Annotated in this window: 13 protein-coding genes; 6 read left to right on the forward strand and 7 right to left on the reverse strand. The window is 62.0% G+C overall.

Going from position 1 to position 19,778, the window contains the following annotated elements:
• Positions 1 to 13: 13 nt before the first annotated feature.
• A complete protein-coding gene (ptsI, locus tag I6L37_RS10645) occupies positions 14 to 1,741 on the forward strand; it encodes a phosphoenolpyruvate-protein phosphotransferase PtsI (protein WP_216994020.1) in 1,728 nt (575 codons plus the stop codon).
• Positions 1,742 to 1,784: 43 nt separating this feature from the next.
• Complete coding sequence (gene crr, locus I6L37_RS10650) at positions 1,785 to 2,294, forward strand: PTS glucose transporter subunit IIA (RefSeq protein ID WP_026456550.1); 510 nt, start codon at positions 1,785 to 1,787, stop codon at positions 2,292 to 2,294.
• Between the two features lie 430 nt (positions 2,295 to 2,724).
• Here the strand turns inward: crr and mscK are convergent, their stop codons facing one another.
• Together mscK and pykF are read right to left on the reverse strand one after the other, a co-directional pair.
• The gene (mscK, locus tag I6L37_RS10655; protein ID WP_216994021.1) at positions 2,725 to 6,048 is read right to left on the reverse strand and encodes a mechanosensitive channel MscK; all 3,324 of its coding nucleotides are present in this window, start codon (positions 6,046 to 6,048) and stop codon (positions 2,725 to 2,727) included.
• A 148-nt stretch (positions 6,049 to 6,196) separates the two neighbouring features.
• Positions 6,197 to 7,609, reverse strand: a complete 1,413-nt coding sequence (gene pykF / locus I6L37_RS10660) for a pyruvate kinase PykF (protein ID WP_042027715.1) — start codon at positions 7,607 to 7,609, stop codon at positions 6,197 to 6,199.
• A 307-nt stretch (positions 7,610 to 7,916) separates the two neighbouring features.
• Here pykF and I6L37_RS10665 point away from each other — a divergent pair, with 307 nt between their 5' ends.
• Positions 7,917 to 8,186, forward strand: coding sequence for a hypothetical protein (locus tag I6L37_RS10665; protein ID WP_216994022.1), 270 nt, complete (start codon positions 7,917 to 7,919; stop codon positions 8,184 to 8,186).
• Positions 8,187 to 8,341: 155 nt separating this feature from the next.
• Entirely contained in the window at positions 8,342 to 9,106 is a 765-nt protein-coding gene (locus I6L37_RS10670) for a class III extradiol ring-cleavage dioxygenase (RefSeq protein WP_216994023.1), read from the forward strand.
• Between the two features lie 93 nt (positions 9,107 to 9,199).
• Here the strand turns inward: I6L37_RS10670 and I6L37_RS10675 are convergent, their stop codons facing one another.
• The 3 genes from I6L37_RS10675 to I6L37_RS10685 all read right to left on the reverse strand — a co-directional run bounded on the left by I6L37_RS10675 (position 9,200) and on the right by I6L37_RS10685 (position 14,707).
• Entirely contained in the window at positions 9,200 to 12,952 is a 3,753-nt protein-coding gene (locus I6L37_RS10675; protein WP_216994024.1) for an AAA family ATPase, read from the reverse strand.
• Positions 12,949 to 14,175: an exonuclease SbcCD subunit D C-terminal domain-containing protein gene (locus I6L37_RS10680; protein WP_216994025.1), complete on the reverse strand. Its 1,227-nt coding sequence runs from the start codon at positions 14,173 to 14,175 to the stop codon at positions 12,949 to 12,951. Before I6L37_RS10680 ends, I6L37_RS10675 begins: the two co-directional genes overlap by 4 nt.
• 103 nt (positions 14,176 to 14,278) lie before the next feature.
• Entirely contained in the window at positions 14,279 to 14,707 is a 429-nt protein-coding gene (locus I6L37_RS10685; RefSeq protein ID WP_026456882.1) for a GNAT family N-acetyltransferase, read from the reverse strand.
• A 179-nt stretch (positions 14,708 to 14,886) separates the two neighbouring features.
• Here I6L37_RS10685 and rdgC point away from each other — a divergent pair, with 179 nt between their 5' ends.
• Both rdgC and I6L37_RS10695 read left to right on the forward strand, forming a co-directional pair.
• Positions 14,887 to 15,798: a recombination-associated protein RdgC gene (gene rdgC, locus I6L37_RS10690; RefSeq protein WP_026456883.1), complete on the forward strand. Its 912-nt coding sequence runs from the start codon at positions 14,887 to 14,889 to the stop codon at positions 15,796 to 15,798.
• A gap of 172 nt (positions 15,799 to 15,970) precedes the next feature.
• Positions 15,971 to 17,752, forward strand: coding sequence for a gamma-glutamyltransferase family protein (locus I6L37_RS10695; protein ID WP_216994026.1), 1,782 nt, complete (start codon positions 15,971 to 15,973; stop codon positions 17,750 to 17,752).
• 198 nt (positions 17,753 to 17,950) lie between these two features.
• On the opposite strand, the gene I6L37_RS10700 is transcribed toward I6L37_RS10695, so the two are convergent.
• The gene (locus tag I6L37_RS10700) at positions 17,951 to 18,421 is read right to left on the reverse strand and encodes an FKBP-type peptidyl-prolyl cis-trans isomerase (protein WP_216994027.1); all 471 of its coding nucleotides are present in this window, start codon (positions 18,419 to 18,421) and stop codon (positions 17,951 to 17,953) included.
• Between the two features lie 142 nt (positions 18,422 to 18,563).
• Entirely contained in the window at positions 18,564 to 19,712 is a 1,149-nt protein-coding gene (locus I6L37_RS10705; RefSeq protein ID WP_042027705.1) for a sodium:phosphate symporter, read from the reverse strand.
• Positions 19,713 to 19,778: the final 66 nt, after the last annotated feature.

Consider the following 19,778-nt stretch of genomic DNA (forward strand, 5'->3'; position numbering starts at 1 on the left):
AATAGGAAGGATTATGATATCTGGCATTCTTGCGTCCCCCGGTATCGCATTCGGTAAGGCGCTTCTTCTGAAAGAAGATGAGATCGTTATCAATCAAGGCAAGATTTCCGCCGATCAGATTGATACCGAGATCAACCGTTTCCTCGAAGCTCGCACCAAGTCAGCTGCCCAGCTGGAAGCCATCAAAGAGATGGCCGGTCGTACCTTCGGTGAGGAAAAAGAGGCCATCTTCGAAGGTCACATCATGCTGCTCGAAGATGAGGAGCTGGAAGGGGATATCAAATCCTTCATCAAAGACAACAAGGCTTCCGCCGACAAGGCGATTTACGAGGTTATCGAACAGTACGCCAAGATGATGGCCGAGCTGGACGACCCCTACCTGCGTGAGCGCGCCACCGATTTCCGTGACATCGGCACCCGTCTGGTCAAGAACGTACTGGGCATCGCCGTTGTCAACCTGAGCACCATCGACGAAGAGGTTATCCTGGTCGCCAAAGACCTGACCCCGTCCGAAACCGCTCAAATCAACCTGAAGTACGTGCTGGGCTTCGTCACCGACATCGGTGGCCGTACCTCCCACACCTCCATCATGGCCCGCTCCCTGGAGCTGCCGGCCATCGTGGGTACCAACGACATCACCGAGCGCGTCAAGAATGGTGACGTGCTGGTGCTGGATGCGATCAACAACCAGATCGTGATCAACCCGACCGCCGAGCAACTGGCCAAGTTCAAAGAGATCCAGGCCCAGTTCCAGGCCGAGAAGGACGAGCTGGCCAAGCTCAAGGATCTGCCTGCCATCACGCTGGATGGTCACCAGGTCGAAGTGTGCGCCAACATCGGTACCGTGAAGGATACCGAGGGTGCCATCCGTAATGGCGCCGAAGGCGTGGGTCTGTACCGTACTGAGTTCCTGTTCATGGATCGCGATGCGCTGCCGACCGAAGACGAGCAGTTCAAAGCCTACAAAGAAGTGGCCGAAGCGATGCCGGATCAGCCGATCATCGTGCGTACCATGGACATCGGCGGCGACAAAGAACTGCCGTACATGAATTTCCCGAAAGAGATGAACCCCTTCCTGGGCTGGCGTGCCGTGCGTATCTTCTTCGATCGCGCCGACATCATGAACGCCCAGCTGCGGGCCATTCTGCGTGCGTCTGCCTTCGGCAAACTGCGCATCATGTTCCCGATGATCATCTCCGTCGAAGAGTTCCGTAGCCTCAAAGCTACCGTAGAGACGCTGAAGGCCGAACTGCGTGCCGAAGGCAAAGCCTTTGATGAAGCCATCGAAGTGGGTATCATGATCGAGACCCCGGCTGCTGCCGTCATGGCTCATCATCTGGCCAAGGAAGTGGATTTCTTCAGTATCGGTACCAACGACCTGACCCAGTACACCCTGGCTGTCGACCGTGGTAACGAGATGATCTCCGCCATGTACAACCCGCTGTCACCCTCCGTCCTGACCCTGATCAAGATGGTTATCGATGCGTCCCACGCCGAAGGCAAGTGGACCGGTATGTGTGGTGAACTGGCTGGTGACGAGCGTGCCACCCTGCTGCTGCTGGGTATGGGTCTGGATGAGTTCTCCATGAGCGCCATCTCTGTACCGCGTATCAAGAAGCTTATCCGCAACACCAACTTCGAAGATGTGAAGGCAATGGCTGACCAAGCACTGAGCTTCGCCACTGCCGCAGAAATCGAAGCCTGTGTAGATAACTTTATTAAGCAGAAGGCAGTCTGCTAAGATCGGCTGCAAACAGCGACAAATCATCTCTAGGAGCTTTACTATGGGTCTGTTTGATAAACTGAAGAAACTGGTTTCCGACGATAGCTCTGATACCGGTGGCATCGAAATCTTTGCTCCGCTGTCAGGCGAAATCGTGCCGATCGAAGATGTGCCCGATGTTGTCTTCGCCGAGAAGATCGTGGGTGACGGCATCGCCATCAAGCCGGCTGGCAACAAGATGGTTGCTCCGTGCGACGGTACCATCGGCAAGATTTTCGAGACCAACCATGCGTTCTCTCTGGAATCCGACTCTGGTATCGAGCTGTTCGTTCACTTCGGTATCGACACCGTTGAGCTGAAAGGTGAAGGCTTCACCCGTATCGCTCAGGAAGGTCAACAGGTCAAGCGTGGTGACACCATCATCGAGTTCGATCTGGCCGTTCTGGAAGCGAAAGCCAAATCTACCCTGACTCCGGTGGTCATCTCCAACATGGACGAGATCAAAGAGCTGGTGAAGATGACTGGTGCCGTTGTTGTGGGTGAGACCCCGGTTATCCGCATCAAGAAATAATGCAGCGCTGGCCTGTGCCAGCCATTGCAGCAAAAACCGAAGCCTTGTGCTTCGGTTTTTTTATGGCCGCTGTTCTATGGTGCAAGCTGCTTTCAGCACAGGAGAAGTGCGTTATTTCATCAGCCAGGTCATGAGTGCGAAACAGGAGGTCGCACTGATAACTGCTCTACGTTTTGCGTGAGCGTTCAGAGGCCTATGGTCTACGGTTGGCAACGGCCATCATATCCATAAGCGGGTGGAAGGCGTAGGCACCCTGATAGGGTGAGCAGAAGGCTACCAAGGGGGTAGTGCATCTGGCTGGCTCATTGCAGCTATGAGTTGTCCTCTTGTGCAGAACACAGGGAAGGGGCCTTGTCGTGGCCTGCAGCAGGCATAAAAAAGCCGCTCACAGGGTGAGCGGCTTTTGTCATCGGATGGCCGGCAAGAATTATCAGGTTGGCTGCTGGCCGGGCTCTGTAGGCGGCAGGCTGGAGTGGGATTCCAGCTTCTGCTCCTCTCCCTGCATGTTCTTGATGTAGACATCCATCTGGTTGAAGGCGATCTCGATGCCGTTTTCGCGGAACAGGGCATCGATCTTGCGGTTCAGCTCGTCAATGGCCGGGTTGCGATCCCCCAGTTCGCTCACGAAGAAGCGCAGCTCGTGATCCAGAGTGCTGGCGCCAAAGGTGAGGAAGAAGACGATGGGTTCCGGATCCTTGAGCACCCGGCTGTTCTCCATGGCCGCCTGCATCAGCAGGGTACGGGTCAGCTCGAGATCGGAGCCATAGGCCACCCCGACCCGTACGATGACGCGGGTGATGGTGTCGCTCAGGGACCAGTTGATCAGCCGCTCGGTCATCAACTGCTGGTTGGGGATGATCACTTCCTTGCGGTCGAAGTCGGTCAGGGTGGTAGCACGAATGCGGATCCTGGAGACGGTGCCGGAGAAGCTGCCGATGGTGACGGTGTCACCGATCCGCACCGGGCGCTCGAACAGGATGATGATGCCGGAGACGAAGTTGGAGAGGATCTCCTTCATGCCAAAACCGATACCGACTGACAGGCCACCCGCTACCCACTGCAGCTTGTCCCACTGGACGCCCATCATGGAGAGAGCGGTCAGCGAGCCGACCCCGATCAGCACATAGTTGAGCATGGTGGTGATGGCGTAGGCGGTGCCCTGGGCCAGGTTCAGCTTGGAGAGCACCAGCACCTCCAGCAGACCCGGCAGGTTACGGGCCAGCGACCAGGCGCCCCCCAGCAGGAGGAAACCGATCAGCACGTCGCTCAGGCTTATCGGGAAGAGCACGGCATTGGCGCCAGTCCCTTCACTGCGATGCCACAGCACCATGCTGTCGAGGTAGGCGAAGACCGCTACCAGATCGGACCAGAGCCAGTAGAAGGCGACGCCAAAGATCAGCAGCAGCACGGTGCGAGTCAGACGCAGGGACTGCTGGCTGACCTCTTCTAGATCCATGGGCTGCTCTTCAATGGATTCTCCCCCTTCCGCATCCTCCTGGGCCTTGTGCTCCCGCTTGGCCACGGCACGGCGGTAGGCCAGGCGGCGGGCCGCCAGCTCGAGGCCACGCAGGGCAGTGCGATAGACCAGGCTCCAGAGGATGAGCATGTAGAAGGATTCGATCAGGCGACCGGTCAGCTTCAATGCCGTGTAGTAGTAGCCCAGACCGACCAGTATGATCAGGGCCACGGGGGCCAGCGCCAGAGCCATGGCGACGATGGACTTCTGCATGCTCGTTTCGCCCTTCATGCGGGCGCGGGAGATGGGGAAGACCAGATAGGCGGTCAGGCCCAGTAGCGCCAGAGTGAGCGCCTGGCCGATCACGTCGTTGCCAAGGGTGGAGGGTTCAACTACCGCCTTGGTCGACAGCATGATGAGGGGCAGCAGCGGCAGCCACAGATAGTGCATGCTGTTGCGCTTGGCCTGCAGCTCGGCTTTCGGTATGCGGAAGTGGCTCTCGGCGATGCCGCCTGGACGCATCACGGAGAGGTAGACGCTGAACACCAGATAACCCAGTGCGAGGTTCAGGGTGATCTGGAAGATAAGCTTGGGCGTGAGCAGACCACAGTAGGTCAGCAGCAGGCCGATGGCGAGGATGAACAGGCTGCCCGGCAGGCGCTCCAGCACGGTATATAAGAGGGCCGCCGGGGTATGCCACTGGCTGTCCTGGCGGAAGCGGCCCAGATCCTTGGCGATCTTCTTCTGGCGCTCGATCAGGGTCGGGCGCTTCCAGATCAGCAGACCGGCGACCAGCATCAGGGGAAGAGAGAGCAGCGAAATGGGCAGCACCATTTCACCCCAACCCTTCCAGTCAGGTTTCAGCACCCAGTCGGAGGCCTGTTTGAAGGCCTGGGCCGGCCAGCTGATGAACCACTTGCCGTCGATGGGCTTATTGCTGCTTACCCAGAAGATATGTTGCTGCAAGGTAAACTCGACCGAGGCATAGACTCGGCTCAGCTGCTGCTGGGTCAGCTGCAGGCTGATGGCATTGGTGAGCTGGCTGTCGAGCTGGCGGTTGAGCTGATCCAGCAGATTGATGCGGGTATCGAGCAGCTTGGAGAGGCTGGCCCTGTCTTCGGCAGTGACGGGATCAGGGCTCTGGGCGATGAGGTTGTCCAGATACTGGTTCTTCTGGAACAGCTGGTCGCGTTGCTGGCTCAGCTCGAACTGGGCCAGATGCAGGTCGGCAATCTGCTCTTCCAGGTTCTTGACGGCGACGGTCGGTGCCGCCTCCAGCTGCTGGTAGAGCTGATAGAGAATGCGCGAGAGCAGCAGATTGCCCTTGAGCATCTGCACCTGTTCATTGAGGTTGCGTTCGGTCTGGGTGCCGCGCTCCAGCCAGCTCTTGGCCTGCAGGTTCTTCTGCACCAGCGAGTTGAGGTTGGTGGTGGCGCTGATTAGTTGCTGGCTGAGCTGGTGGTTGATCTCCTGCTCTCTTTGTACCAGCGGACTGTCTTCGGTGGCCACCAACTCGCCAGTCTGCTCGGCGGTTTTCTCGGTGTCACCCAGGCGCTTGGCGCTGCTCTGCTCCTGCAGCAGTTGCAGCTTTTGCTCTTCGCTGGCGAGACGGGCGCTCTGGTAGTCGCGCTGCTTGATCGCGAGATCCTGCATGCTGGTACGGTTGTCCAGCTCCTTCTGCAGATTGGCCAGCTGCAACTCGAGCAGTGCCAGCTCGGTATTGAGCTTCATCTTCTCGGCACTGCTGACACCCTCGCCGGTATTGAGGCGGCTGCGGATCTCCTGGCTGCGCAGGTAGACCCGGCTCATGCTGGTCTGGGCGCGCTCCGGCAGGGTTTGCAGATTGGTGAGCTGGCTGGCGATGGCACCGAGGGCTTCCTGGGCGTTTTGCATGTTCGCCAGCACATCGGGCTGGCGGCTCTCCAGCTCGTTCAGGCTCATGCTGGCGTATTCGTTCTTGATCTGCTCCGCACTCTTGCCCTCGTTCAGGGCGTTGAGTTTGGCGCCGATGTCGCGGATCTCGGCCGGAAGTGCCCGGATCCGCTGAGCCTGGGCCTTGGCCTTCGCCTCTTCCTTGTCGATGCTGTCGAGCAGGCTGAGGGTGTCGGTCAGAAATTTCTGATCGGCTTGTTGCGAGACGGTGAGGGTCTCGGATTTACCCAGGCTGTCCAGGGCACGCTGGACGCTGGCGCGCTGGGGAACCTCTTGTGCCATGGCCTGCGCAGTGCAGAGGCTGGCGAGTAGACAGAGCAGCGGCAGCAGGGTGGCCGAGGCTCTTTTCAATCGTATTGAGAGCATAAAACTTCCGGGTTATTACTCGATGTACGGGGGATATCCCGCTTAAATTAAAACCGCGTGGATTCTATCATCGGGTTTGTCAGGGAAGCAGGGGGAGGGATAAAAAAAACGGCGCCCGCAGGCGCCGTTTTCAGCAGTTCGGTACGGATTACAGTACGTGAACAGAAGCGGTGTTGGTGGTGCCGCTCGGTACCAGAGCACCGGAAACCATGACAACCACGTCACCCTTCTGACCCATGCCGCTCTCCAGCGCCACTTCTTTACCGATGCGATAGAAATCGTCGGTAGAGGCGATGGAATCAACCACGTGAGTCATGACACCCTTGGTCAGTACCAGCTGGGCAGCAGTCTTCTTGTTGGTGGTGATGGCCAGGATCCAGGCTTTCGGGAAGTACTTGCGGATGGCCTTGGCGGATTTGCCGCCTTCGGTGGCAACCACGATCAGCGGGGCATCCAGCTTCTCGGTGGTCTCTACCGCGCCCTTGCACACGGCTTCGGTGATGCGCAGCTTGTTGCTGTCGTTGGACGCAGACAGGTTGGACGGCATCACGGCATCGGTGCGCTCGCAGATGGTGGCCATGATGGTCACGGCTTCCAGCGGGTATTTACCCTTGGCGGATTCACCGGACAGCATGACCGCATCGGTACCGTCCAGGATGGCGTTGGCCACGTCGCCGGCTTCGGCGCGGGTCGGACGCGGGTTCTTGATCATGGAGTCCAGCATCTGGGTCGCAGTGATGACCACTTTGCGGGCCTTGTTGCACTTGGCGATGATCATCTTCTGGGCGAAGATCACCTCTTCAACCGGGATCTCTACACCCATGTCGCCACGAGCGACCATGATGCCGTCGGAAACAGCCAGGATGTCGTCGAAGTTGTCCAGGCCTTCCTGGTTTTCGATCTTGGAGATGATCTGGATGTTTTCGCCACCGTGGGCCTTCAGGTGCTCACGGATTTCCAGTACGTCTTCTTTCTTGCGGATGAAAGAAGCAGCAACGAAATCAACGCCCTGCTCGCAACCGAAGATCAGGTCGCGCTTGTCTTTCTCGGCCAGGGCCGGCAGCTTGATGGAGACGCCCGGCAGGTTGACGCCCTTGTTCTCGCCCAGGTCACCGTTGTTCAGCACTTTACAGACAACTTCACGCTCGGTGATTTCGATGACGTCCAGACCGATCAGGCCGTCGTCAACCAGGATGCGGTTGCCGACGCGCAGGTCGTTGGCGAAACCCGGATAGGTCACGGCGACCTTGTCCTTGTTGCCAACCACAGTCTGGTCGGTGGTGAAGGTGAAGGTCTGGCCGGCGACCAGGGCGACATCGTTGCCACCTTCCAGCTTCATGGTGCGGATTTCCGGACCCTTGGTGTCCAGCAGGATGGCGGCTTGCTTGCCGGTTTCGGCCATCACGGCACGCAGGTTGCTGATACGGGTACCGTGCTCTTCGTAGTCGCCGTGGGAGAAGTTCAGGCGCATGACGTTCATGCCGGCATCCAGCATCTTGGCCAGCATTTCTTTGGATTCGGTCTTGGGACCGATGGTGCAGACGATTTTGGTCTTTTTCATGTCAGTCTTCATGGTTAAGGAGTTTCCGCCGAGCAATATACACCAGTTTTTGGATTCTTTTTATGATCCAGAAACAACGTTTTGACCAGATAACGTTTTCTTTTCAGGGATAACGTTTTCCTGATTGTCACTTTTCAGGGTATACACCTACTGGTCTGAGCTGACAGGGGACAAGTGTTTCCATCTGTGTCTTGGCGGCCGATTCGGGAGCAAATGTTGTAAAATGACAACTTGCTCAGTGTCACCGTCCTGTCACCCGCATGGGCAAGAATGTTAGTCCATTCGTCGGCATCTGAAGGGTTTCGGGATGAAAAACAGTGGATGGGCGGGGCCCGGGCTGTTTCTGCTGGGGGCCAGCCTGCTGGTGATGCAGGCGCTGCCAACGCGCTTTTGGCCAGGCAATGAGGGCTGGCTAAGCGGAGTGCCACGGCACGAAAGTGCGCTGACGTTGGGCTGGCGGGAATGGCAGGATCAGCAAGTGGCCACCAGGCTGGCCAGCCGTCTCCTGGTTGTGGGGGAGAGGGACGCTGGTACCGATAAACGGAATGCTACCTTGCCCGCAGAGCGGCAAGAGTGAAGCAGGGTTTTAGCTCCCGGTGATTATAAATAATAAGTAAACAGTGCTTATCCATTTCACCTGATTGTTAACCTGAAAGGGTGGGCAGATAATGTACTCCAACGGCGTTATCCCTGGTGAATAGCGCCACCCGATACCTTGTTGGAGTGACTGTCATGTCCCTTGCCCCTGTCTGGTTTATCTCCCACGGCGCCCCGGATCTGGTGCTGCGGGATCGCCCCGCCACCCGCTTCCTGAGCTCCCTGCGACTGGGGGAGCTCAGGGGGCTGGTGGTCATCTCCGCCCACTGGTTCAGCCGCGAGCTGGAGCTCAACGTCGAGCCGGCTCCGGCCCTGATGTACGACTTCTACGGCTTCCCCGAGCCGCTCTACCATATGCGCTGGCCTGCCAGTAGCCCGGCCTGGCTGCAGCAGGCAGTGGGTGACGAGCTGGCGGTGGCCGGATGGCAGGCCAGTGCCGTGCGGCGGGAGCTGGACCACGGGGTCTGGTCACCCATGTCGCTGATCGACCCGGACAGCGAGATCCCGTTGGCGCAGGTATCCATCCCCGTGAACTTCACCCCGGCGCAGCTGTGGCAGCTCGGGGAAGCGCTGGGCCGGCTACGCGAGCAGGGGATCGGCATCCTTGCCTCCGGCGCCATCACCCACAACCTGCGGGCACTCGGACCGGATCACTCCCCCACGGCCCCCTGGGCCCGGGAGTTTGTCCGCTGGCTCGAGCAGATGATGGCGCAAGGGGACAAGCAGGCGCTGCTCGACTATCGCCGGCTGGCCCCCGGGGCGGTGGAGTCCCATCCCCACGACGATCACCTGCGCCCCCTGTTTGTGGCGCTGGGGGCCGCCAGGGGGGAGAGCCCTGTCCGGCTGCACGAAAGCTGGGATCTGGGCAGTCTCTATATGGGGGCCTACCGCTTCAATTAAGGCGCTCGCTGTGGGCATAAACGACAAGGCCCCGCCATTTGGCGGGGCCTTTTGCTATGCAATCCCGTTGCCGATGGGACCAAGCGGCGCCAGTCAGGGCACGATCACCCGGCTTTCGCCGCCGCCGAGGGCCTCGACTCTCACCTGCACCCCGATCCGCTCCACCAGGGTCTGTACATGGGAGATGACCCCGATCTGGCGACCGGCCGCCTGCAGGGAGTCGAGGCTGGCCAGCGCCAGATCCAGGCTGTCCGGATCCAGGGTGCCGAACCCCTCGTCGATGAAGAGCGACTCGACCTGGGTCTGGCGTGACGACAAGCTGGAGAGGGCCAGTGCCAGGGCCAGCGACACCAGGAAGCTCTCGCCACCGGAGAGGGAGTCTACCGAGCGCACCTCGTCTCCCATGTCGAGATCCACCACCTGGAGCGCCAGATCGGTGCCGGGCACCCGCTCCAGCCGGTAGCGGGGTGACAGCTCGCCGAGCTGGGCGTTGGCCTCCAGCAAGAGGCGCTCAAGCGTGAGGCTCTGGGCGAAGGTGCGGAACTTGGCACCGTTGGCCTGGCCGATGAGATCGCACAGTTGCTGCCAGTGATCCGCCACCGCCTGCTGGCTCGCCAACTCCTCTTGCAGGCTGCCCGCCTTGAGGGCGGCGGCCTCCGCCTGGGCCAGGGTGCTGCGGCACTCGAACAGCTGCTCGTCGAGGGTGCGACACTGGTTCTCCAGCGCTGCCAGCCGCTCGCCGAGCGCCTGCTCGGAGAGGGCGGCCAGCTCGGGGTGATGTTCCTGATAACGCTCCCGCTTGCTCTGCTCCTGTGCCAGCGCTCGTTGCCGTTCGGTGAGGCGGGTACGGGCCTCGGCCAGGGCATCGTCCAGTGACTGCAGGGCGGCGCGGCGGGCCTTGAGCTCCTCCTGGCCGATAGCCAGCAGGCGGCGCAGATCATATTCGGCGATGCCGAGGGTAGTGGCGTGAGCGGCCCAGCGACCAAGTACCTCGCGTTTGCGGCGGCTGCTCACCTGCTTTTCCTGCTCCACATGGGCAAGACGGGTCTTGAGCTCGGTCAGTCGCTCCCGCAGGGTGCGTCCGGCGCCGGCTACTTCGTCGAGCTGGCTGGCGGCCAGCTGCAACCGCGCCTGCCAGCGAGCCTCGACCTGGGGGATCCCTTCACCTTCCAGGCAGGCCGCACGGCTCGCCAGCAATCCCTGACGCTGTTGCTCGTGCTCCTTATAGTCACGCTCCAGCTTGTGCAGCCGCTCGCGCTGGGTCTGCAGGCGGGCCTCCTGGGCGCTCAGGGTCGGGGTCAGGCTGGCAATCTCGCCGGCCAGTCGCTCCCACTCGCTCTGGCCGTGCAGATAGGCCTCGCAGGTCTGCTGCCACTCGCGCCACTGCTGGCTGCCGAGCCACTGGCGCCAGGGTTGGCCGCCCATCTGCTCGTCGAGCCGGTTGGCCCCCTGTTCGAGGCGCTGGCGCAGGGTGCTCTCCTGCTCGCTCATCGCCTTCACTTCCCCTTCCCAGGCGATGCGCTGGCGGTCGGCCTCCTGCCACTGCTGATCAAATTGTTGATGGCGGGTGGCCAGCTGGCTGAGTTGCTGGCGGATACCCTGCAACTGCTGCTGCCCCTGCTGGGCCTGACGCAGGGTCTGCTGGCTCTGGGCCAGCCCCTGTTCCAGCGCCTGGCCACGACCGAGTAGGGTGTCCAGCAGGTGCTCCCATTCGGCCGGGCTCTGGCGCAGCGGCAAGGGGTGGCCGAGCAGCGCCTCCCCACCGAGCTGTTGCCAGTGCTGGGTCAGCTGCTCGGATCTCGCCGCTAGCTCGGGCAGATGCTGACGACGCACCGCGAGCTGTCGGGTCAGCTCCTGGCGCTCCCCTTCGCCCTGCATGTGCTGGTGATTGAGCCGTTCCCACTCCAGCTCCAGGCTGCGAGCTCGCTCCGCCAGCTGACCCAGGATCCCTGCCACCTGGGGTTGACTCTGGCTGTAGGGGTGCTCCTCGGCGCCGCAAAGGGGGCAGGGGGTGCCATCGCTCAGCACGTGGCGATACTGCTCGAAGCTCGCCACGGCGCGGGCCTGCTCCAGGGCGTGGCGCGCCTCGTCCCGTTGCACCGCCAGCCGCTCCAGGGCGGGGGCCAGCTCCTGGCCCTGGCTGGCGAGCCGGGTCAGCGCTTGTTCCAGCTGGGCTATCTCTTGTTGCAGGCGATCGTGCTGCTCGCCGTGGTTGCGGCCATAGTTGGCGAGATCCAACAGCTGGCGCAGCTGGCCCAGCTGTTCTGTCTGCTGTTGCCACTGCTCCTGCGCCTTGGCAAGGCGGCTCTCCCACTGCTCCTCCTGCAGATCGTCCTGCAATTTTTGCAGCCGCTCCTGCTCCTGGCGCCAGTAGTTACGCTCCTGCCGGCCTTGCTCCAGCTGGTGTTGCAACTGCTGCAGCGCACGCACTTTGTGCTCGCGCAGGGTCAGCAATTGCTGCAGCTTGTCGGCATCCTCGGCCCAATCCTGCATCGCGGTGAGCAGGGGTTGCCACTGGCGAGCCTGGGGAGCCAGCTCCCTGTGCTCCTCGAGCCAGGCGCCCCACTGCTGATACTGGCTCTTGAGGGCGGCTACCTGTTGGCTCAGCTCCTGCCAGCTCTGCTCCAGGGTGAGCTGCACCTCGCGCTCCTGGCTTCCCTCCTGCTGGATCTTCTGCAACTGCTGCTGTTTTTCCAGCAGCCGGGTGTCGAGCTCCTGCGCTCGCTTGAGCTCGGGTTGCAGGGCGCCCCACTCCCGCTCGGCGGCAATCTTGTCTGCCAGCAACTGCTGCTCATGGAGCGCATTTTGTCTGGCCTGTTCCTCGAGGCGGTCCAGCTCCGGCCCAAGCTCGGCGATCACCTTCTCCTGCTGCTGCACCTCCAGGGTGAGGCGCGCCAGCTCATCGTGATCGGCGCGGGCCACCTGGGCCTGCTCGGCCCGGGCAAACTCCTCCCGCTCGGGGGCCGCAGCATCGTGAGCCTGCCGGGCGGCGGTCAGCGCCTCTTCCCCCTCGCGGCACCCCTGCAACTGGGCGGCGATGCGGCCATCCAGCTCCCGCAGATCCTGCATCAGCTGGCGCTGCTGTTGTTCGTGCTTGAGGGTGGTGGAGAGGGTGAGCTGGCGAGCGATCCACGCTTCACGGGTCGCCTCGTCCATCAGCGCCACGTCGCCGAGGCGCTGCGCGATGGCGGCGAGCTTCTGCTGTTCTTCCCGCGCCCGTTCATAGGTCTGGATGGAAATGGCAGAGTAGAGTTCGGTGCCCGTCATCCGCTCGAGCAGGGCGGAGCGCTCGTTGGCATCGGATTTGAGGAAGGCGGCAAACTCCCCCTGGGGCAGGATCACCGCACGGCGAAATTGTTCCCAGGATAGGCCAACCAGCTCGTCGATGCGCTCTTGCAATTCTCGCTTGCTGCCAGAGAAAACCTGGCCCGACTCGACGTCGGTCAGGCTGCGCTCCTGGGCCTGAAAGCGCCCCTCAGCCCGGTTACGGGCCCGGCGCACCGCCCAGCGGGCCAGCCAGGTGCGACCGTCACAGCCGCGAAACTGCACTTCGGCAAAGCCGCTGGCGTGGCCGCGGCTGAGGATGCCGCGCACGTCGTTGGCCTTGAGCTTTTCCTCGTCGTCCGCGCGGCCCACCTCGGCTACGTTCTTGCGGTTGGCGACAAAGCGCGGCATCTCGTCATAGAGCGCCAGACAGATGGCGTCGAGCAAGGTGCTCTTGCCGGCCCCCGTGTTGCCCGTGATGGCGAACAGTCCGGTGGCGCCGAGGGCCCCTTTGGTAAAGTCGATGGTGAAGGGGCCGGTCAAACTGGCCAGATTTTCACCTGACAGGGATAAAATTTTCATGCGCCGGCCTCCTTCACCTGCTCCAGGATCTCTTCAAACGAGGCAACCAGCCCGACCTCGGGCTCACCTTCAAACTGGCGTTGATAACAGAGACGAAACACCTCGGTGGGGGAGAGTTCATCCAGCCTGCGCCGCTCACGGCCATCGGCCAGCCCCTGTCCCGACCCCTGATACTGGGTGTTGATACGGGCGAGGCGCACCGGCTTGCCCGCCAGCGCCGCCAGAATGCGCTCACGGATACGGGCCTCGGGTTTGGGCAGCAGCAGTCGCACCTCAAGGAAGGGTTGCGCCTCCTGCGGGCGATCCGGCAACTCAAGCGCGTCGATGGCGGTCAGGGCCTCGTCAAGGGAGCCCAGTGGCAGGCGGATCATCTCGACGCTGCGGGGCACCGGGATGGCTTCTACCGCTGCGAGCTGGCCGGCCTCCAGTGTCACCTCAAGCACCTGATGGCGGTAGCCGGTCTCGGTCAGCGACAGGGGCAGCGGCGAGCCGCTGTAGTGAACGCCTTCAGCCAAGCGCTGGGCCAGATGCAGGTGGCCCAGCGCCGTGTAGTCGGCGCCGGTGAAGATGTCGGCGGGCAGGGCGTGCTGGTTGCCGCCAAGCACCCGTCGCTCCGACAATTCCGAGAGCTGGCCCGCCGCCAGATAGGCATGGCCCATGGCGATCAGGGCCTGATCCTGCTCGCAGCGCTTGCGCCCCTCGGCGAGCACTTCTGCATAGATCTGACGCACCCCCTCGATAAGCCTGTCCTGCCCCTCGGCCAGCGGTTCGACCCGCAGATCGCTGCTGCGCAGAAACGGCACGGCGGCGCACCAGGCGGCCACCTTGCCTTCGTTGTCGTGCAGCGGCACCAGCAGGCGATCGGTCTCAAGCTGGCCATCCTTGTCTCGGCTGATGCTGCCCACCAGATGGAGATCGAATGCCCGCAGCAGTTCGTGGGGGGCATCGAGCTTGGAAGGGGAGTCGTGGTTGCCCCCGATCAGCACCATGTCGAGGTTGGGCATCTCGGCCCGCAGCCGCGCCAGAAAGCGGTAGAGCTGCTGCCAGGCGCTGGCGGGGGGATTGGCGGTATCGAACAGATCGCCTGCGACCAGCAGGGCGTCTATCTGGCGTGCCTTGAGGGTGTCGGTCAGCCAGTCGAGGAAGGCATCGTGTTCAAAACGGCGGTCATGGCCATGAAGTTGATGGCCAAGGTGCCAGTCGGCGGTATGGAGGATTTTCATGAGAAAGCAACCCGGATCCTGGGACGGTGCCAGCGGCACCCGATGGAGACAAGATGAGGATCCCCCTCGCTTTTTTCAAGGGAAACTGGCCACCAGCTTGGCGTCAGGCGGGTATGCAGCGCATCCGGTATTGCGGGTGGCCGGTAAAGGGATCGGACTCCTCGCCCTCGATCATGAAGCCGTGACGGCGATAGAAGCGCACCGCCGGCTCGTTTTCCACGAACACCCTGGCATACAGCGAAGCCCCCTGGCGTTTGGCCTCCTGCAACAGGGCATGACCCACGCCGCGCCCTTGCCGGTCGGGGCGTACGAACAGGGCCGCCAGGTAGTCATCCACCAGCGCGATAAAGCCAAGCAAGTCGCCGCGCTCCTCAAACACCCAGATGCGGGCACGATCCAGATAGCGGGAACGCAACTCCTCCTGGGCCTGCCACCAGCAGGAGGCATCGACGAAATCGTGTGCTTGCAGGGAGGCCAGCAGCCAGATTTCGACGATCTCTTCCATGTCTTTCGGGCTACTCGGCCGCAACATGCTTTGATCCTTGTTAACAATTCAAACATTCGCAGTCTAGGGGAGTTTGCCGATCGAGTCGGGGGCGAACATGACTCCCTGTGACGTCGATCGTCCTTTATTTAGCGAGAATGATTGGCTGATCACAAAGCGCCTCTCTAGTACAATGCCCGCCGGACAATCTAGAGACCGAGGACGCCATGTGGTTTAAAAACCTGCAGATTTATCGCTTTACCCGCCCCTTTGACCTGACCGTGGATCAGCTGGAGACTCAGCTTGAGGCCTGCGCCTTCACCCCGTGCGGCAGTCAGGACATGTCCCGTTTCGGGTGGGTCAAGCCCCTTGGCAAATTCGGTTCCACCCTGACCCACAGCGCCTCCGGTCACATCCTCATCTGTGCCCGCAAGGAGGAGAAAATGCTGCCGGGTACCGTGGTCAAGGAGATGCTGGCGGAGAAGGTAGAGGCGATCGAGTTCGAGCAGGGGCGTGCCCTCAAGAAGAAAGAGAAGGAAGCGCTCAAGGAGGAGATCCTCCACACCCTGCTGCCGCGCGCCTTCAGCCGCACCAGCCAGACCTTTGCCTGGATAAACCCTGCCGACAACCTGATGGTGGTGGATGCGGGCTCCGCCAAGAAGGCGGACGATCTGCTGGCTCTCTTGCGCAAGTCCATCGGTTCCCTGCCGGTGGTGCCGGTGGCCCTGAAGAACCCGCCCGAGATCACCATGACCGAGTGGCTGAACGAAGGCAATCTGCCGGCCTCTTTCACCCTGGAGGACGAAGCCGAGCTGCGCAGCGCCATGGAGCACGGCGGCATCATCCGCTGCAAGCAGCAGGATCTGATGACCGACGAGATCAAGAACCACCTGGCCAACGACAAGCTGGTGACCAAGCTGGCCCTCAACTGGGGCGAGACCATCAGCTTCGTGCTGGGGGACGATCTCTCCATCAAGCGCCTCAAGTTCAGCGAAGAGCTGCGCGAGCAAAACGATGACATCACCAGCGAGGATCCGGCCGCCCGTCTGGACGCCGACTTCGCCCTGGTGACCGCCGAGCTGGCCCAGTTCATCCCGGCGCTGTTTGCCGCCATGGGCGGGGAAGAGCAGTCCATCTGATGCACTCCTTGTCAGCAAGAACCGCCTACGGGCGGTTTTTTTATGACCGCATGAGTCGGCTCAATCTGTTGATAAATGAGTAAAGTATTGATTTGGCTCGGTAACTTGAGTCATTAGCGCCAATCGTGACATAGTCGTCCTTCATGGTCATAAAACAGACAAGGAGAGTGTCATGTTGCGCAAACCCCTGGGGCTAGCCATCGCCCTTGCCCTGCTGGCCGGCTGTGCCAGCGAACCGGGCTTTCACTATGCTGCGCCACCCCAGACCCTGATCGCGCCGGAGGCGGCCAGCGGCTGGCAGGAGAAACAGGGTTGGCAGGGCCGTGACTTCATGGTGGCTGCCGCCAACCCGCTGGCGGTGGATGCGGGCTACCAGATCATCAAGGCGGGCGGCAGCGCCGTGGATGCTGCCATCGCGGTGCAATTGGTATTGACCCTGGTGGAGCCGCAATCCTCCGGCATCGGTGGCGGCTCCCTGCTGCTGGTGTGGGATGGCCAACGGGTCAGCGCGGTGGATGGCCGGGAGACGGCCCCCGCTGCGGCCACGGATCAGCTGTTCATGAAAGATGGCCAGCCGATGGCCTTTTACGATGGCGTGGTGGGTGGTCGCTCAGTCGGGGCGCCCGGCACTGTGCGCGCCCTGGCGCTGGCCCACGAGCGTTATGGCAAGCTGCCCTGGGCAAGTCTGTTCACGCCGGCCATCACCCTGGCGGAGCAGGGGTTTGTGATAAGCCCGCGCCTGGTCACCCAGCTGGCAAAAGATCCCTATCTCGCCAAAGACCCACAGGCGCGCGCCTACTTCTACCAGCCTGATGGCAGCCCCAAGCCGGCGGGCACACGGCTGACCAACCCGGCGCTGGCCAAGGTACTGAAAACGCTGGCAGATCAGGGGGCTGATGCCTTCTATCAGGGGCCGCTGGCCGATGCCATGGTGGTCAAGGTGCGCGGTCATGCCACCAATCCCGGAGTGCTCAGCGCCGCCGATCTGGCCAGCTACCGGGCCCGGGTGAGTGACGGACTCTGCTTTGACTATCGCCAGAGCAAGGTGTGCGGCTTCCCGACCCCCTCGTCGGGCACCATCGCGCTTGGCCAGATCTTCGGCATGCTGGAGAGTCGCAATATGGCGGCCCTCAAACCCGTCACCACCCCGGCAGGGGGGCTTGCCGCCTCGACTGAAGCCATCCATCTCTACAGCGAGGCTGCGCGCCTCGCCTTCGCCGATCGCAACCAGTATGTGGCCGACAGCCGTTTCGTATCGGTACCGCTGGCCGGCCTGCTCGATAAAGGCTATCTGGCCGAGCGCGGGCGGCTTATCGGCGAGCGCTCCATGGGGATAGCTCGACCGGGCACGCCGCCGCAGGCGCTGGCCATGGGCCGCGACGCCACCCCCGAGCTGCCGTCGACCAGCCACATCTCCATCGTCGACCCGAGCGGCATGGCGATCGCCATGACCAGCTCCATCGAGGATGGCTTCGGCTCGCGCCAGATGGTCAACGGCTATCTGCTCAACAACCAGCTCACCGACTTCTCCTTCACCTCGGTGGATGCCGCCGGGCTGCCGGTGGCCAACCGGGTGGAGCCCGGCAAGCGGCCGCGCTCCTCCATGTCGCCCCTGCTGGTGTTTGACAAGGCAAGCGGCGAGCTGGAGATGAGCCTGGGCTCCCCGGGTGGCTCGGCCATCATCAACTACGTGGGCAAGACGCTGCTGGGGACCCAGGATTGGGGGCTCAATCTGCAGCAGGCGATCAATCTGCCCAACTTCGGCAGTCGCAACGGTCCTACCGAGCTGGAGGCGGGACGCACCCCTGATGCCGTGGTTGAGGGGCTGAAGGCGAGGGGGCACGAGGTGGTGCTCAATGAACAGACTTCAGGCCTGCAGGGGGTAGAGCGCAACAAAGAGGGATGGTTTGGCGCCGCCGATCCGCGCCGCGAGGGGATCGCCAAGGGGGAGTGAGGTGTTCCCATCGCAACCGTTCCATCACAACAAGGCCAGCATGATGCTGGCCTTGTTGTTGGTGCGTGACGGGCTCGAAGAACGCGTCACTGGATGCCTGGCAGCTCCACGTCGAAGATCAGGACAGAATTGCTCAGTGGGATCTTGCCGGTGATGTGATTGCTACGGGCCAGCTTGTTATCGGTCCCGGAGGAGGCGTCACTGGATGCCCAGCAGTTCCACGTCGAAGATCAAGACCGAGCCGGGCGGGATCTTGCCAGCCGCGCGATCGCCATAGGCCAGGTTGGCGGGGATGTAGAAGCGGGTCTTCTCACCTTCCACCATCAGCTGTACCCCTTCGGTCCAGCCCGGGATCACCTGGTTGAGGCCAAATTCGATGGGCTCGCCACGGGCCACCGAGCTGTCAAATACGGTGCCATCCAGCAGTTTGCCCTCGTAGTGCACCTTCACCTTGCTGGTGGCGGTGGGGTGAACCGTGCCGCTGCCCTTGGTGAGCACCTCGTACTGCAGGCCGGAGGCGGTGGTGGTCACCAGCGGGTTTTCCTTGTTGCCGGCGAGGAACTCGGCGCCGATGCGCACGTTTTCCGCGGCCAGCTTCTTGTTGTTGCTGCTGGTGTAGAAGTAGTAGGCGGCACCGGCAACCAGCAGCGCGATCAGGATGAATTTCATCGATTTTCCCTTGTGAGAACGAGAGCGGCATCTTATCCCAGCCGGGGCGTCAGGGCGAGTCGGGGCGGGGCAGGATGTGACAGAACAGGCAAATGAGAAGGGGGAGGAGCCAGGCTCCTCCCCCTCGTTTTCATGATGAGCGTTACTTGGCGGCCACCATCATCAGGGCGGGCAGGGCGAAGAAGAGACCTGCCACGTAACCCAGTGCCAGCAGCTTGTTCTCGCTGCCAACCCGGGCCAGCCACTCGGCGGCGCGCACCGGCAGGTCGCGCAGGGCCGGGATGCCGTAGATGAAGATGACGGCGAAGACATTGAACAGCACGTGAACCAGGGCGATGGTCAGGGCCAGCTGGGCACCGGCGCCGCTGATGGCGGTGGCAGCCAGCAGGGCCGTGATGGTGGTACCAATATTGGCGCCCAGGGTGAAGGGATAGAGCTGACGGGTGCTGAACACGCCACCGCCGGCCAGCGGGATCATCAGGCTGGTGGTGGTGGAGGAGGACTGCACCATGATGGTCACCAGGGCACCGGAGGCGATGCCGCTCATGGGGCCACGGCCCAGCGCCTTGTGCAGCACCTCTTTGGCGCGGCCGACCAGTACCTGTTGCAATACCTTGCCCAGATAGGTCACGCAGCCCAGGATCAGCAGGATGCCGATGATGATGGTGGCGATGGAGGCACCCTTGCCCGGCAGGAAGGCGACGGCGCTGTCGATCAGCTGCTGGGCCGGGGCGGTCAGCGGCTTCATGAAATCCATCCCCTTCATCGACATGTCGGCGGAACCGGTGAAGAAGGTGGCCAGGGTCTCGGCGCTCTTTTGCAGCAGGCCGAACATCAGCTCCAGGGGCAGGAAGATGGCCACGGCCATGAGATTGAAGAAGTCATGGACGGTGGCGGCGGCGAAGGCGCGGCGAAATTCCGCCCGATCCCGGATATGGCCCAGAGAGACGATGGTGTTGGTGATGGTGGTGCCGAGGTTGGCGCCCATGACCATGGGGATGGCCATGCTGATGGGCAGGCCGCCGGCCACCAGGCCGACGATGACGGAGGTCACTGTGCTGGAGGATTGCACCAGGGCAGTGGCCAGAATGCCGAGCAGCAGGGCGACGAAGGGGTTGTTGGCAAACGCGAAGATCTGGGCGGCACCCTCGGCACCGCCGGAGAAGCCTTTGAAACCATGAGAAACGGCGCCAACGGCGACCAGGATCAGATAGACCAGTACGATAACACTCATCCAGTTGAACAGGGCGCGGGTCGCGGTCTGCTGCGGCAAGGAGTCATTGTGTTGCATAAAGCCTCTTGAGACGGTCGTTCCGTCTTGGGTAGTTGATGACAGGCGCATTTAAGCAAGGCTCCA

The sequence above is a fragment of the Aeromonas sp. FDAARGOS 1407 genome (genome assembly GCF_019048725.1).
In the GTDB taxonomy this organism is placed as follows: Bacteria; Pseudomonadota; Gammaproteobacteria; order Enterobacterales; family Aeromonadaceae; genus Aeromonas; species Aeromonas enteropelogenes.